Here is a 15766-nt window from a genome sequence, read left to right as displayed (position 1 = left end):
GGCCAAAATCAGCCACGAAGAGACGATTTTGGGCTGAAAATTGGAAAATTGAGCCACAGGACGTCGATAAAGGACGGTTTGGGGCGTCATATCGGGAGCTGCGGACCACTTAATCGCAACTTCCTTAGCGCATAAGCTCTCCACCATTAAAAAGGGGCGAATATTTATTACCGTCTCTTTCCCGGAAACGCCGAATGTGCCCCACCAGTGCGGCATCGCCCCCATTGAAACCACGCTGATGGTTGATGACTATTTGCGTCAGCGTGGCGTACGTAATCAGGTTGAGATTGTTTATACCTATCCGACCGTCGCGCAGCTGCTGCGAAACTGCCTGTTCCTGCAACGTCCGGTGGGGGAGGCGCTTGGCGATATGTTTGCCGCCAAAGGAATACAGCATCAGCGTGGTTTTACCTTAAGCCATGTCGATCCTGACAGCAAAATTGCCTATTCCGCCGAGGGCGATTCACAGAATTTCGACATCCTGATGGCAACGCCGCCCATCCGGGCAGTCGACGCGGTGCGTGATACCGGGCTTAGCGAGGTTCAGAACGGTGAAGGCTGGCTGCCGACGGATCACCAGACGCTGGGCGTCTACGGGTTAGAAGGGGTGTATGTGATCGGCGATACCGTTGACCTGCCGATCAGTAAAGCCGGGGGCTCGTGCCACAACCAGGCGCCCATCATCGCGGATAACATTGTGGCGGAGCTGTACGGCAGACCGCCCGGAAGCGGTAACCATTATGATGGACGGGTTCAGGCCGTCGCGCAGATGGGGCTCTGGGCCGGCATGCCGTTGGTATATGACTATCGCAATGACGTGACCCCCACGCCTGCGACAAAACTCGGCGGCATGCTGCGAAACGGTTTTAACCGTGGACTGTATTGGGGCGTCGTGAGGGGGATGTTCTGATGAGTGACCAGGAACAGATACTAAAAAGCCTTGCCCCGCTTATGGCGGGCAATCGCCTGAATAATCTGGTTGATCTGCTCGCCGTCGTCGCAGACCTGCTGGAAATGGCCGATAGCGCGATGGTCGAAAAACTGGCTGGCGTTTTTGACGATGTCGTGACCGTCGGCTGGGAAGGGGGAACCGCGCTACGCATGGCGTGGGGAGAGCAAATAAACCGGGAAGGGGATGTCTCGCTTCGGCAGGTGTTCACCATGCTTAACGATCCTGATACCCGCCGCGGCATTATGCTTTTATTGCGGGTGTTACAGATTACGGGACAACGTCTGAATTCCCTCTCTTCCGTCAGTTATTCTGATTGCCCCGAGATAAGGAGTAGTTAATGTCTGGCTGATGCTTTCAGGCGGTCGGGTATCGGCTATGCCTTACCCGGCCCACCAAACTGCACTGGGGCTATTTCTCCCCGCTCCCCAACCGATACGCCAGCGCCACCACCAGCGACTGCACCAGGCACAGCGTCGCCGACTGAGACCGAAACGCATCCACCTGCGCCTCTTTCACCACAAAGCAGAGATCGCTGAACGTCGCCAGCGGGCTGATCTGGCTGTCCGTAATCACAATCTGCCGCGCGCCGACGCTGGCGGCGGTTTCGCTGACCATCACCGTCTCTTCCGCGTACGGCGAGAAGCTGATCGACACCACGATGTCGCGCGCCTTAATGCGGCTGATCTGCTCGCGCAGCATCCCGCCCATGCCGTCGAGCAGGATAGGGCGGCACTCGAGGTGGCTCAGGGCATAGGTGAGATAGGCAGCGACGCTAAAGGAGCGGCGCAGTCCGGCGATGTAGATGGTGTCGGCGTCGGCCAGCAGCTGTACCGCGCGCTCCAGCATCTCCGGCTCGGCGCGGGCGGCCAGCTGCTGTAGCGCCTGGGCGTTTGAACGGGCAAACTCCTGCAGGATATCGAGCGGCGTTTCCGGCACGGCCTCGCTCTCCATCTCGCGGAACAGCCGGGCGCGGTCGCTGTAGCTGGCGGTCTCCTCCACCAGGTTCATGCGAAACAGCTGTTTCATTTCGTTGAAGCCGGTGAAGTCAAAGGCGTTGGCAAAGCGGATCAGCGTCGAGGGCGGCACGTCGGCGCGCTCGGCAATGACGGCAACCGTATCAAACGCCACGCTGTTGGTATTGTCCAGCACGTAGCGGGAGACCTGCTGCAGCCTCTTGCTCAGGCTATCGTAGCGATCGCGGATTTGCTGCTGCAGTTCGTTCAGGCTGGTTGCTGTCGTCATGTTATCCCCCAAATACAGTCATATGATTCTAAACGCAAAACCGCGTCTTTTAAATGTCGGCCATCCATCTGGCAGCAAAAATGAAACAGAAGATTCAGTCATTTCCTCGCCCGAGAACCCTTAATAGCGCACGCGGCGTCAGTGGTGCTGGCTGTTAACATAAAAATCCATCCTTGATCACAATAATCATCATTTATTTTATTTCAACTTAAAATGGAATATTTGTTTCATATATAGTGTTCAGTACACAGTGTTCAGGTCAAGTCACGTATCAACAGCGAGAGGTTAAGGATGGAGACGGTAGCGAATTTTATTCACGGCGAATGTGTCACCGGTTCAGGCCAGCGCGTTCAGGCGATCTTCAACCCGGCCACCGGCGAGCAGATCCGCCAGGTGGTGATGAGTACGGCACAGGAAACGGAGCAGGCGATCGCCGCCGCGCAGCAGGCGTTTCCGGCGTGGGCGCGTCATGCTCCGCTTAAGCGCGCGCGCGTCATGTTCCGCTTCAAGGCGCTGCTGGAAGAGAATATGGAACGTCTGGCCCGTCTTATCAGCGAAGAGCACGGCAAGGTCTTCTCCGACGCGGTGGGCGAGCTGACCCGCGGCCTGGAAGTGGTGGAGTTTGCCTGCGGTATTCCGCATCTGCAAAAGGGCGAACACTCGGCGAACGTCGGGACCGGCGTCGACAGCCACTCGCTGATGCAGCCGCTCGGCGTCTGCGCCGGGATCACGCCGTTTAACTTCCCGGCGATGGTGCCGATGTGGATGTTCCCGATTGCGCTGGCGACCGGGAATACCTTCGTGCTGAAACCGTCGGAAAAAGACCCTTCTCTGGCGCTCGCGCTGGCGCAGCTGCTGAAAGAGGCCGGCCTGCCGGACGGCGTCTTCAACGTGGTGCAGGGCGATAAAGAGTCCGTTGACGTGCTCCTGACCGACCCGCGCGTGCAGGCGGTGAGCTTTGTCGGCTCCACGCCGATTGCCGAATACATTTACCAGACCGCCTCCGCCCACGGGAAACGCTGTCAGGCGCTGGGCGGCGCGAAAAACCACTGCATTTTAATGCCGGATGCCGACATGGAGATGGCGACCAACGCCATCATGGGCGCGGCCTACGGCGCGGCGGGCGAGCGCTGCATGGCGCTCTCCGTGGTGCTGGCGGTAGGGGATAACACCGCCGATGACCTCTGCGCCCGGCTGGAAAAACAGATTGCCGCGCTGCGCGTCGGGCCGGGCCTGGACCAGTCGCCGGAAAACGAAATGGGGCCGCTCATCTCCTCCGCGCACCGCAGCAAGGTGCTGGGCTACATCGACAGCGGAGAAGCGCAGGGGGCGACGCTTCGCGTGGACGGTCGCGGCTTCAGCGTGAAGGGCCACGAGCAGGGCTATTTCGTCGGGCCGACGCTGTTCGATAACGTCACCCCGGAGATGACCATCTATAAAGAAGAGATTTTTGGTCCGGTGCTTTCTGTGGTGCGCGTAGCAGATTACGCCAGCGCGGTGGACCTGATTAACCGCCATGAATATGGTAATGGCTCGGCAATCTTCACCCGCGACGGCGGCTGCGCGCGCCGCTTCTGCGAAGAGGTGCAGGCGGGCATGGTGGGGGTCAACGTGCCAATCCCGGTGCCGATGGCATTCCACAGCTTCGGCGGCTGGAAGCGCTCCATCTTCGGGGCGCTCAACGTCCACGGCAACGACGGCGTGCGTTTCTACACCCGAATGAAAACCATCACCGCGCGCTGGCCGGAAATGCAGCAGGAGACAGGCGCTGCGTTCTCCATGCCGACGCTGGGCTGACAGGAGATTTTATGCAAACCGAACGTATGACCATGGCCCAGGCGCTGGTCCGGTTCCTGAATCAACAGTACGTCAGCGTTGACGGCAACGAAACGCCCTTCGTGGAGGGTGTGGCGACGATCTTTGGGCACGGCAACGTGCTGGGTATCGGCCAGGCGCTGGAACAAGATCCGGGCCATCTGCAGGTGATGCAGGGCTGCAACGAGCAGGGCATCGCCCATATGGCGACGGGATTTGCCAAACAGCACCGCCGTCAGCGCATCTTTGCCGTCACCTCCTCCGTCGGGCCGGGCGCCGCCAATATGGTCACGGCCGCGGCAACCGCTACGGCGAACCGCATCCCGCTGCTGCTGCTTCCGGGCGATATCTACGCCAGCCGCCAGCCGGACCCGGTGCTGCAGCAGATCGAGCAGTATCACGATCTCAGCATTAGCACCAACGACTGCTTCCGTCCGGTCTCCCGCTACTGGGACCGCATTAACCGCCCGGAGCAACTCATGAGCGCGATGCTCAGCGCGATGCGAACGCTTACTGACCCGGCAGATACCGGTGCGGTGACGATTTGCCTCCCGCAGGACGTGCAGGGGGAAGCGTGGGATTACCCGCTGAGCTTCTTCGCGCGTCGCGTGCACCACATCGAGCGTCGTCCCCCCGATCCGCAGCGTCTGGCGCAGGCGCGGGCGCTGATCGCCCGCAAGCATCGCCCGCTGGTGGTGTGCGGCGGCGGCGTACGCTATTCCGGCGCGCATGAGGCGTTTCGCGAATTTGTCGAGACGCTGCAGCTGCCGTTTGCCGAAACCCAGGCCGGAAAGGGGGCGCTGGTAAGTGACCACCCACTTAACCTCGGTGGCGTAGGGGTGACGGGCGGGATGGCGGCCAACCAGCTCGCGCCGCAGGCTGACCTGGTGATCGGCATCGGCACGCGCCTGACCGACTTTACCACCGGCTCCAAGGCGCTCTTTTCCCATCCGGACGTGGAATTCCTGCTGCTGAACGTGGCCGAGTTTGACGCCCTGAAGCTGGACGCCACGGCGCTGATTGCCGACGCTCAAACCGGGCTCGAGGCATTGACCCACGCGCTTGGTGATTACCGCAGCGGCTGGGGAGAGGCGATCGCTGAGGCGAAATCCGCCTGGCGCGACGAGTGCCGTCGCCTGTGGGATCGCCAGTGGCGTCCTGACGACGCGCCCGAAGTGGCGGGGCACCTGGACGCGCAGCTGGCGGAATACGGCGAGGCGCTCAATACCCGCCTGACCCAGACGCGGGTGCTGGGGCTGATCAACCAGCATGTGGAAGATAACGCCATCGTGGTGGGGGCGGCCGGTTCGCTGCCGGGGGATTTACAGCGCCTCTGGCAGGTCAAAACGCCGGACAGCTATCACCTGGAGTACGGCTACTCCTGCATGGGCTACGAGATTGCGGCAGCCATCGGCGCGAAGCTCGCCCGACCCGAGCAGCCGGTATACGCCATGGTGGGGGATGGCTCCTACATGATGCTCCACTCCGAGCTGCAAACCGCCGTTCAGGAGGGCATTAAGGTCACCGTTCTGCTGTTTGATAACGCCAGCTTCGGCTGCATTAACAACCTGCAGATGGGGCACGGCATGGGCAGCTTTGGCACGGAAAACCGCCATCGCAACCCGGAAACCGGACGGCTTGACGGGCCGCTGGTGAAGGTCGATTTTGCGCAAAATGCGGAAAGCTACGGCTGCCGCGCGTGGCGGGTAAACGATGAGCAAAGCCTGCTGGCGGCGCTGGAGGCGGCCCGCGTCCATCCTGGCCCGACGCTGCTGGACATCAAGGTGCTGCCGAAGACCATGACCCACGACTACGCCTCCTGGTGGCGAACCGGCGATGCGCAGGTGGCGAAGTCGTCTGCCGTGCGTGAGGCCGCGGAGCAAACACAGTCGCAGGTGAAAAAAGCCCGTCAGTATTGAGTTTTCCCGAAGTAACGAAATTTTCATTTCATTTTCCCCTCACCCTAACCCTCTCCCCAATGGGGAGAGGGAATGTTTCGGTGCGCTCTTTTCCCCCTCGCCCCTTTGGGGAGAGGGCCGGGGTGAGGGGCTGGCAGCACCTTCTTCCATGTTGTGAGATTGATCACAAAATTTATCTCATTCATCTCAAAAGTGTTAACCCGCACTCAAAAACATAATTTTCACTATTTATAAAAATGAAATAAATGTTTTATTTATAGGGTCGTTAGTTCACAGCATTCACCAACACCGGGAGCCGTTATGTTTAACATTGCTTTACTGGGCGCTGGCCGAATTGGCCAGGTACATGCAGCTAACATCGCCAGCCACGGCGCGACCACGCTCTGGTCCGTGGTTGACCCGAATCAGGAATTTGCCACCCGTCTCGCCACGCAGTATCAGGCTCGCCAGCAGAGCCTGGATGAAGCGATGACCGACCCTAACGTTCACGCCGTGCTGATCGCCTCCGCCACCGATACCCACGCGGACCTGATTGAAATGGCCGCCCGCCACGGCAAGGCCATCTTCTGTGAAAAGCCGGTCCACCTCGACCTCGCCCGCGTGCGCGACTGCCTGAAAGTGGTTAAAGAGTACGACGTGCCGCTTTTCATCGGCTTTAACCGCCGCTTTGACCCGCAGTTCCGCCGCGTGAAAACCGATGCCCAGGCCGGGCGCATCGGCAAACCGGAATCGCTGCTGATCGTTTCCCGCGACCCGTCTCCGCCGCCTGCGGAGTACGTACGCGTTTCCGGCGGCATGTTCCGCGATATGACCATTCATGACTTTGACATGGCGCGCTTCATCATGGGCGAAGAGCCGGTGTCGGTGTATGCCCAGGGCAGCAACCTGGTCGATCCGGCGATTGGCGAGGCGGGGGACATCGATACCGCGTTTATCGTTCTGAAATATGCCTCCGGCGCGATGGCGACCATCGTTAACAGCCGCCGTTCATCTTACGGCTACGACCAGCGCCTGGAACTGCACGGCTCCGAAGGGCTGCTGTGCGCGGGCAACATTCTTGAAAACCAGGTGCAGCACTACGGCAAACAGGGCTGCACCAGCGCGCTGCCGGAACACTTCTTCCTGCAGCGCTACAAATCCGCTTACGCCGCGGAATGGGAACACTTTGTTGCGGTCCTGCGCGGCGAAGCGGTGCCTGACTGCAGCGGCGATGATGGTGAACGTGCGCTGTACCTCGCGGATAAAGCGCTGGAGTCACTGCGCAGCCAGCGCGAGATCGTCCTCTAAACACAACCACCCTACACAGAGAGACATAATAATGAAAAAACTGATCGTAGCCGCCCTCATCGCCATGACGTCCGGGGCCGCCCTCGCCGAAAACGAGCAAATTGTGTTCAGTACGCCAAACCTGGCCATGCCGTTTGAAGTTCACATGCAGCGCACGGCGGTAAAAGCCGCAAAAGAGATGGGCGTGAAGCTTCAGGTACTGGACGGGCAGGGCAGTTCACCGAAGCAGGTGGCTGACCTGGAAAACGCCATCACCCGCGGCGCGCAGGGCTTTATCGTCTCCCCGAACGACGTGAACGCGGTCTCCAGCGCGGTGGATGAAATTCAGGATGCGAAGCTGCCGGTGGTCACCCTTGACCGCTCCGTCGACAGCCAGAAGAAGGTGCCGCACTTTGGTGCCAACAACTACAAGGGCGGTCAGGCGATTGGCGATTTTGTGAAAACCAAATTTCCCGACGGGGCGGAGATCATTCTGCTGACCGGCCAGCCGGGCTCCTCCTCTAACATCGAACGCACTAAAGGGATCCGCGACAGCCTGAAGGCGGGCGGGGATAAGTACAAGATCGTCGCCGATCAGACGGGCAACTGGATGCGTTCTGAAGGGATGCGCATCGTGGAAAGCGTGCTGCCTTCGCTACCGAAACGCCCGCAGGTGATCCTCTCCGCCAACGACGACATGGCGCTGGGGGCGATTGAAGCCCTGCAGAGCCAGGGCGTGAAACCGGGTGAAATCCTCGTGACCGGCTTTGATGCGGTGCCGGAAGCGCTGGCCCGCGTGCGCGACGGCTGGCTGGCGGTAACCGCCGATCAGCGTCCGGGCTTTGCGGTGCAGACGGCGATGAGCCAGCTGGTGGCCAACGTGCGCGAGAAAAAAGCCATCACCGGGGCCGACTACCCGCCGACGCTGATCACCAAAGAGAACCTGCAGCAGGCTGAGCGTATCGGTGAGGCCGGTAACTGATTTATCCGCAGCCGCCGCTGGCGCGGCGGCTCACTCTAAAGGAGGAGCAGACCGATGTCGCAACCCTTACTGAAAGTGACCGACCTGGCAAAAAGCTTTTCCGGCGTCTGGGCGTTAAGCAGCGCCCAGCTGACCGTCGGCGCGGGCGAGATCCACGCCCTGCTGGGGGAAAACGGGGCGGGTAAATCCACGCTGCTGAAGGCGCTCGCGGGGGCGCAGCCGCAAACCCGCGGGGAGATCTGGTTCAACGGCGAAACGCTGCCGGTGGACGACTCCCCGGTGGAACGGCAGAACAAGGGCATTATCACCATCTATCAGGAATTCAACCTGCTGCCCAACATGACCGTCGCGGAAAACATGTTTCTCGGCCGCGAACCGCGTAAACGTAACCTGATCGTCGACGAAAAGGCGGTCAATCAGGAGGCGCAGGTCATTCTCGACTATCTGCAGCTGAACGTTGCGCCGACCACCCCGGTCGCCCGCCTGAGCGTGGCCCAGCAGCAGATGGTGGAGATCGCCCGGGCGCTGACCCTCAACGCCCGGCTAATCATTATGGACGAACCCTCCGCCGCGCTGAGCGACAGCGAGGTGGAAAGCCTGCACCGCGTAGTGCGTGAGCTTAAAAACCGTGGCGTGAGCATTATCTATGTCACCCACCGCCTGCACGAAGTTTTCCAGCTCTGCGACCGCTTCACCGTTTTCCAGGACGGCCGTTTCACCGGCACCGGCGCGGTGGCGGAGACCAACGTCGAACAGCTGATCCGCCTGATGGTCGGGCGCGACGTGGCCTTTAACCGTCGTCCCGCCAGCGAAACCCATCATGAGGACAAACCCATCCGCCTGGCGGTGAAGGGGCTGAGCCGCGAAAAGCCGCCGCTGGATCCGCACGGCATCGCCCTGCACGACATCAGCTTCCACGTTCACGCCGGGGAGGTCTTAGGCATTGCCGGACTGGTGGGCGCGGGACGCACCGAGGTGGCCCGCTGCCTCTTTGGCGCAGACGCGTTTACCTCGGGCAGCTTTGAGCTGGACGGCGTGCCCTACCAGCCGCGCGACCCGCTGTATGCCCTTGACCAGGGCGTGGCGCTGGTGCCGGAAGACCGCAAAAAAGAGGGGGCGGTGCTGGGGCTGTCGATTCGCGACAACCTGTCGCTCTCCTGCCTCTCCTCGCTGCTGCAGTGGCGCTGGTTCGTGAACACCCGCAAAGAGGACGACCTGATCGAGTCCTACCGCAAGGCGCTGCAGATCAAAATGGTCAACAGCGCGCAGGAGGTGCGCAAGCTCTCCGGAGGTAACCAGCAAAAAGTGATCCTCGCGCGCTGCATGGCGCTCAACCCGCGGGTGCTGATCGTCGATGAGCCGACGCGCGGCATCGACGTGGGGACCAAATCGGAAGTGCACCAGGTGCTGTTTGACATGGCGAAAAAGGGCGTGGCGGTGATCGTGATCTCCTCCGATCTGCCTGAAGTGATGGCGGTGTCAGACCGGATCATCACCCTGAGCGAAGGGCGAGTGACCGGCGAGATCCACGGTGACGACGCTAACGAAGAACGGCTGATGACGATGATGGCCATCAACCACAACGCCCTGAACGCGGCATAACGGAGTTTCTCATGACGCAGATGATTTCTAAAACGCAGGCCCCGGTTAAACGCGCCGGACGCATCGATCCCATCGCCTTCTTCGAGCGCTTCGGGGTGCTGATTTTCATGATCCTGCTGCTGATCTTCTTCCAGTCGCAGAACAGCAACTTTTTCTCTGAACGCAATATTTTCAACATCCTGACCGAAGTCTCCATCTACGGGATCATGGCCGTGGGGATGACCTTCGTCATCCTGACCGCCGGGATTGACCTCTCCGTGGGCTCCATTCTGGCGGTGTGCGCCATGACCGCGGCGTACGTGATTAAGGGCGACAACTTCACCACCGTCGACCCGAACGCCTGGGGCGGCATGAGCTGGCTGATTGGGCTGGGAATTTGTCTGGCGATGGGGACGGCGATTGGCTTCCTGCACGGTCTGGGCGTGACCCGCCTGCGCCTGCCGCCGTTCATCGTGACCCTCGGCGGGATGACCATCTGGCGCGGCCTGACGCTGGTGATCAACGACGGCGCGCCGATCGCCGGGTTCGATCAGGGCTACCGCTGGTGGGGGCGCGGGGAGCTGCTCGGCATCTCCATTCCGATCTGGATCTTCGCCATCGTCGCCCTCGGCGGCTATCTGGCGCTGCATAAAACCCGCTGGGGCCGCTTCGTCTACGCCATCGGCGGTAACCCGGAGGCGGCGCGCCTGGCGGGGGTCAACGTCAAGCGCGTGCTGGTCAGCGTCTACGTGCTGATTGGCTGCCTGGCGGGGCTGGCGGGCTTCATTCTGAGCGCGCGTCTGGGGAGCGCCGAGGCGGTGGCCGGGATCTCCTTTGAGCTGCGCGTCATCGCCTCGGTGGTGATTGGTGGCACCTCGCTGATGGGCGGCTACGGGCGCATCGGCGGCACCATTATCGGCTCCATCATCATGGGGATTCTGATTAACGGCCTGGTGCTGATGAACGTCTCGGCCTACTACCAGCAGATTATCACCGGGTTAATTATCGTTCTGGCGGTGGCGTTTGATACCTACGCCAAGAGCCGTCGCGGCGCACTGTGAGGATAGTGATGAAAGAGGTTCGTATTGGATTGATTGGCACCGGGTATATCGGCAAGGCGCACGCTATCGCCTATGCCCAGGCCCCGACGGTGTTCAACCTGCGCGGCAGGCTGGTGCGCGAGATGGTAGCGGAAGTCACGCCGGAGCTGGCGGCAGCGCGCGCGCAGGCGTTTGGCTTCAACCGCTCCACCGGCGACTGGCGGGCGCTGGTGGCCGACCCGGCGATTGACGTGGTGGATATTTGCTCACCCAACCACCTGCACAAAGAGATGGCGCTGGAGGCGATCCGCCACGGTAAGCACGTCTACTCGGAGAAGCCGCTGGCGCTGAACGCCCACGACGCACGGGAAATGGTCGACGCCGCGAAGCGGGCCGGGGTGAAAACGCTGGTGGGGTTCAACTACATGAAGAACCCGACGGCGCAGCTGGCGAAGGAGATTATTGCCCGCGGCGAGATTGGCGAAGTGATCCACTTCTACGGCACCCACAACGAAGACTATATGGCCGACCCGCTCTCGCCCATTCACTGGCACTGCTTCAAAGAGACCGCCGGGCTGGGGGCGCTGGGTGACCTGGCGGCGCATATCGTCAACATGGCCCAGTACCTGGTCGGGGAGATCGAGCAGGTCTGCGGTGACCTGAAGATTGTTGTCCAGGCACGTCCGGCGAAGGCCGGGTCGTCAGACATGATTGCCGTCGAAAACGAGGACCAGGCCCACGCGATGGTGCGCTTCGCGGGCGGGGCGCAGGGCGTGATTGAAACCTCCCGCGTCGCCTGCGGCCGCAAGATGGGGCTGTCGTACGTCATCACCGGGACCAAAGGCGCCATCAGCTTCACCCAGGAGCGCATGGCGGAGCTGAAGCTCTATCTGCATGACGATCCGGTAAACCGTCAGGGGTTTCGCACCCTGCTCGTCGGCCCGTCACACCCGGACTACGCCGCGTTCTGCATGGGCGCAGGCCACGGAATTGGCTTTAACGATCAAAAAACGGTGGAGGTGCGCGACCTGGTGGACGGGATTGCCGCCGACGTGCCGATGTGGCCGGACTTCGAAGAGGGCTGGAAGGTGTCGCGCGTGCTGGACGCGATCGCGCTCTCGCACCGGGAAGGCCGCTGGCTGAACGTGAATGACATTGTCTGATGAGGTATCAACGTGGAAAAGCAGTTTGATGTGATATGCATGGGCCGCGTGGCGGTAGACCTCTACAGTCAGCAGATTGGTGCCCGTCTGGAGGATGTGTCGAGCTTCGCCAAATACCTCGGCGGCTCGTCCGGCAACGTGGCGTACGGCACCGCGCGCCAGGGGCTGCGCTCGTCGATGCTGGCGCGCGTCGGCGACGAGCATATGGGCCGCTTCCTGCGCGAAGAGCTCAGCCAGGTGGGCTGCGATACCAGCCATCTGATTACCGATAAAGACCGCCTCACGGCGCTGGTGCTACTCGGCATTAAAGACCGGGACACCTTTCCTCTGATTTTTTATCGCGATAACTGCGCGGATATGGCCATTACGGCCAGCGATGTGGACGAAAGCTATATTGCCTCCGCACGGTGTCTTGCCATCACCGGGACTCACCTTTCTCATCCTCAGACCCGCGAGGCGGTGCTGACGGCGCTGGGCTATGCCCGCCGTCACGGCGTGCGCACGGTGCTGGACATCGACTACCGTCCGGTGCTGTGGGGGCTGACCTCCTTAGGCGACGGTGAAACGCGTTTTATCGTCGCGGATAAGGTCACCCGCGAGCTGCAGGAGGTGCTGCACCTCTTCGACGTCATTGTCGGCACCGAGGAGGAGTTTCACATTGCGGGCGGCAGCACGGAGACCCTGCAGGCACTGGGGCAGGTGCGTGCGGTGAGTCAGGCCACGCTGGTCTGCAAGCGCGGTGCGCTCGGCTGCTCGGTTTATACCGACGCCATTCCGCCCCGGCTGGACGACGGCCTGACGGTGACCGGCGTGCGCGTGGAGGTGCTGAACGTCCTCGGCGCGGGGGATGCGTTTATGTCCGGCCTGCTGCGCGGCTACCTGAACGACGAGGGCTGGGAGCAGGCGTGTCGCTATGCCAACGCCTGCGGCGCGCTGGTGGTCTCGCGCCACGGCTGCGCCCCGGCGATGCCGAGCAAAATCGAGCTGGATGACTATCTCTCCCGCGCTGCGGATGTGCCGCGCCCGGATCTCGACCCGCGTCTGAACCATCTGCACCGGGTCACTACCCGTCGCCGCGAATGGTCGGAGCTGTGCGTGATGGCCTTCGATCATCGCAGCCAGCTTGAGGATATGGCGCTGCAGTGCGGGGCGTCGCTCAAACGTATTCCGGCGCTCAAGCAGCTGATCCTGCAGGCCAGCCGCGAGGCGGCGAGCCGCGCCGGGCTGGCAGGCAAAGCGGGCCTGCTGTGCGACGGCACCTTTGGTCAGGACGCGCTCAACGCCATTACCGGCGAGGGGTGGTGGATTGGTCGCCCCATTGAGCTGCCGGGCTCGCGTCCGCTGGAGATGGAGCATGGCAACATCGGCACCCAGCTCATCAGCTGGCCGCAGGAACACGTGGTGAAGTGCCTGGTCTTTTTCCATCCGGAAGACGCTCACGGCCTGCGCCTGGAGCAGGAGCAGAAAATCGCTGAGGTGTACCACGCCTGCTGTCAGTCCGGGCACGAGCTGCTGCTGGAGGTGATCCTGCCTGCGACCATGCCGCGCAGCGACGAGCTCTACCTGCGCGCCATCTCCCGCTTCTACAACCTCGGCATTTACCCGGACTGGTGGAAGCTGCCGCCGCTTTCCGCCGAGGGCTGGACGGCACTGAGCGAGATTATCGAACGCCGTGACCCGCACTGCCGCGGGGTGGTGATCCTCGGCCTGGATGCCCCTGCAGAACAGCTGCGCGCCGACTTCAGGGCCGCAGCGGGGCAGACGGTAGTAAAAGGCTTCGCCGTAGGGCGCACGCTGTTCGGCGATGCCTCCCGCGCGTGGCTGAAGCACGATATTGACGATGCGCAGCTGGTGGCGCGCATCCGGGACAACTACCTGCAGCTTATCGCCTGGTGGCGCGAGCGCGGACACGCATAATGGAGACGACAATGAGTGTACAACTGGGCATTAACCCGCTGACGTGGACGAACGACGATCTGCCTTCTCTCGGCGCGGAGACGCCGCTGGAGACCTGCCTGAGCGAAGGGAAAGAGGCCGGTTTTGCAGGGTTCGAACTGGGCAATAAATTCCCACGCGAAGCGCGGCTGCTTGGCCCCATCCTGCAGCGCCATGACCTGCAGCTGGTCTCCGGCTGGTACTCCGGCCGACTGCTGGAGCGCAGCGTGGAGGAGGAGATCGCCGCCGTGCAGTCCCACCTGACGCTGCTGCGCGAGCTGGGGGCGAAGGTGCTGGTGTTTGCGGAAGTGAGCGGCTGCATTCACGGCGAGCAGCAGACGCCGGTGCATCTGCGTCCGCGTTTCCCGCAGGCACGCTGGAAGGAGTATGGCGAGAAGCTCACGGAATTTGCCCGCTACACCCAGCAGCAGGGGGTGCAGATTGCCTATCACCACCATATGGGGACGGTGATTGAGTCCGCTGACGACGTGGACAACCTGATGACCCACACCGGCGAAGAGGTTGGACTGCTGCTGGACACCGGTCACCTGACTTTTGCCGGGGCCGATCCGCTGGCGGTGGCGCAGCGCTGGGCGTCGCGTATCAACCACGTTCACTGCAAAGACGTGCGTGCCGACGTGCTGGCGGACGTGAAAAACCGTAAAACCAGCTTCCTTGATGCGGTACTGAGCGGCGTGTTTACCGTGCCGGGCGACGGCTGCGTCGATTACCCGCCGATCATGCGGCTGCTGAAGGCGCAGAACTATCACGGCTGGCTGGTGGTGGAGGCGGAGCAGGATCCGGCCATTGCCCATCCGCTGACCTACGCCCGTCTGGGGTATAACAACCTGAGCCGTCTGGCGCGCGACGCCGGACTGATTTGAGGAGGTGACATGTCACGTCTGTTATCACGCTGGCAACAGCCGAACGCGGAGGGACGCACCCAGTCCGTCACGCCGGAAAGCGCAGGGTGGGGATACGTCGGCTTTGAGGCGTATGAGCTACAGGAGGGGCAGACGCTGACGCTGCCCGCCGTCCGCGAAGAGCGCTGCCTGGTGCTGGTAGCAGGACGCGCCTCCATCAGCACGCCTTCCGCGCAGTTTAACGACATCGGCGAGCGGATGAGCCCGTTCGAGCGCATCAAGCCGTGGGCGGTGTACGTTACCCCGCAGGAGACGGTGCAGGTGAAGGCGCTGACGAGGCTCGAGCTGGCGGTCTGCGCCGCCCCCGGCAAGGGCACGTATCCGACGCGGCTGATTGCGCCGCAGGATATCGACGCTGAGGCGCGCGGCAAGGGCCACAACCAGCGCTACGTGCACAACATTCTGCCGGAAGATAAGCCCGCCGACAGCCTGCTGGTGGTGGAGGTCTGGACCAACGAGGGCTGCACCAGCTCGTACCCGAGCCACAAGCACGACACGGATAACCCGCCCCGGGAGACTTACCTGGAGGAGACCTACTACCATCGCCTCAACCCGGAGCAGGGGTTCTGCATGCAGCGGGTTTACACCGACGACAGAGCGCTGGATGAGTGCATGGCGGTCTACAACCGTGACGTGGTCATGGTGCCGAAGGGCTACCACCCGGTGGCGACGATGGCCGGGTATGACAGCTATTATCTCAACGTGATGGCCGGGCCGGTGCGCAAATGGATGTTCACCTGGGAAGAGGACCACGCGTGGATTAATCGGGATTATCCCGTGGATGGCGGGCACTGAGGCTATTTTTTGCCGGGTGGCGCTGCGGTATGAACCGGAAACATGGGTAACACTTTAGACCGGATACATGGGTAACAGTTATAACTGGCATAGAAGAGGAGACTCGCTATGCCCTGGACTGAGACCCGACCTATGCAACGCCTTGATTTTATC

General features: G+C 61.8%; 12 protein-coding genes and 1 pseudogene. 12 read left to right on the top strand and 1 reads right to left on the bottom strand.

The features are described from left to right. Nucleotides 1–88: 88 nt before the first annotated feature. Nucleotides 89–910: pseudogene (locus tag ACOTXT_RS21090) on the top strand (NAD(P)/FAD-dependent oxidoreductase); the annotation flags it as partial. Beyond that, complete coding sequence (locus tag ACOTXT_RS21085) at nucleotides 910–1290, top strand: DUF1641 domain-containing protein (RefSeq protein WP_055321481.1); 381 nt, start codon at nucleotides 910–912, stop codon at nucleotides 1288–1290. The pseudogene ACOTXT_RS21090 and the gene ACOTXT_RS21085, both read left to right, overlap by 1 nt. 70 nt (nucleotides 1291–1360) lie before the next feature. Here the strand turns inward: ACOTXT_RS21085 and ACOTXT_RS21080 are convergent, their stop codons facing one another. Continuing rightward, nucleotides 1361–2194, bottom strand: a complete 834-nt coding sequence (locus tag ACOTXT_RS21080) for a MurR/RpiR family transcriptional regulator (protein ID WP_024908667.1) — start codon at nucleotides 2192–2194, stop codon at nucleotides 1361–1363. Nucleotides 2195–2485: 291 nt separating this feature from the next. Here ACOTXT_RS21080 and ACOTXT_RS21075 point away from each other — a divergent pair, with 291 nt between their 5' ends. The 10 genes from ACOTXT_RS21075 to iolB all read left to right on the top strand — a co-directional run bounded on the left by ACOTXT_RS21075 (nucleotide 2486) and on the right by iolB (nucleotide 15613). Further along, nucleotides 2486–3991: a CoA-acylating methylmalonate-semialdehyde dehydrogenase gene (locus ACOTXT_RS21075; RefSeq protein WP_159125717.1), complete on the top strand. Its 1506-nt coding sequence runs from the start codon at nucleotides 2486–2488 to the stop codon at nucleotides 3989–3991. 11 nt (nucleotides 3992–4002) lie between these two features. Next, nucleotides 4003–5928 (top strand): 3D-(3,5/4)-trihydroxycyclohexane-1,2-dione acylhydrolase (decyclizing), encoded by a 1926-nt coding sequence (iolD, locus tag ACOTXT_RS21070; protein WP_333166400.1) that lies wholly within the window; start codon nucleotides 4003–4005, stop codon nucleotides 5926–5928. 300 nt (nucleotides 5929–6228) lie between these two features. Further along, nucleotides 6229–7215 carry an inositol 2-dehydrogenase gene (iolG, locus tag ACOTXT_RS21065; protein ID WP_045351544.1) on the top strand — a complete coding sequence of 329 codons (987 nt, stop codon included), beginning with the start codon at nucleotides 6229–6231 and terminating at the stop codon, nucleotides 7213–7215. Nucleotides 7216–7246: 31 nt separating this feature from the next. Next, on the top strand, nucleotides 7247–8176 hold the full coding sequence (locus ACOTXT_RS21060; protein ID WP_008502118.1) for a sugar ABC transporter substrate-binding protein: 930 nt from the start codon (nucleotides 7247–7249) through the stop codon (nucleotides 8174–8176). Between the two features lie 54 nt (nucleotides 8177–8230). Continuing rightward, a complete protein-coding gene (locus ACOTXT_RS21055; RefSeq protein ID WP_126307468.1) occupies nucleotides 8231–9778 on the top strand; it encodes a sugar ABC transporter ATP-binding protein in 1548 nt (515 codons plus the stop codon). 11 nt (nucleotides 9779–9789) lie between these two features. Continuing rightward, entirely contained in the window at nucleotides 9790–10818 is a 1029-nt protein-coding gene (locus tag ACOTXT_RS21050; RefSeq protein ID WP_008502116.1) for an ABC transporter permease, read from the top strand. A gap of 8 nt (nucleotides 10819–10826) precedes the next feature. After that, a complete protein-coding gene (locus tag ACOTXT_RS21045; RefSeq protein WP_252452138.1) occupies nucleotides 10827–11960 on the top strand; it encodes a Gfo/Idh/MocA family protein in 1134 nt (377 codons plus the stop codon). 12 nt (nucleotides 11961–11972) lie between these two features. Further along, on the top strand, nucleotides 11973–13877 hold the full coding sequence (locus tag ACOTXT_RS21040; RefSeq protein ID WP_333166408.1) for a bifunctional 5-dehydro-2-deoxygluconokinase/5-dehydro-2-deoxyphosphogluconate aldolase: 1905 nt from the start codon (nucleotides 11973–11975) through the stop codon (nucleotides 13875–13877). A gap of 11 nt (nucleotides 13878–13888) precedes the next feature. Continuing rightward, nucleotides 13889–14779 carry a myo-inosose-2 dehydratase gene (gene iolE / locus ACOTXT_RS21035; protein ID WP_333166411.1) on the top strand — a complete coding sequence of 297 codons (891 nt, stop codon included), beginning with the start codon at nucleotides 13889–13891 and terminating at the stop codon, nucleotides 14777–14779. Between the two features lie 9 nt (nucleotides 14780–14788). Continuing rightward, nucleotides 14789–15613, top strand: a complete 825-nt coding sequence (gene iolB, locus ACOTXT_RS21030; protein WP_333166414.1) for a 5-deoxy-glucuronate isomerase — start codon at nucleotides 14789–14791, stop codon at nucleotides 15611–15613. The last annotated feature ends 153 nt before the right edge of the window (nucleotides 15614–15766 follow it).

The organism is Enterobacter cloacae complex sp. IR5422 (genome assembly GCF_049238165.1).
GTDB lineage: Bacteria > Pseudomonadota > Gammaproteobacteria > Enterobacterales > Enterobacteriaceae > Enterobacter > Enterobacter roggenkampii.
Note: the sequence above shows the minus strand (reverse complement) of the source record. Positions and strands in the feature narration are given on the sequence as shown.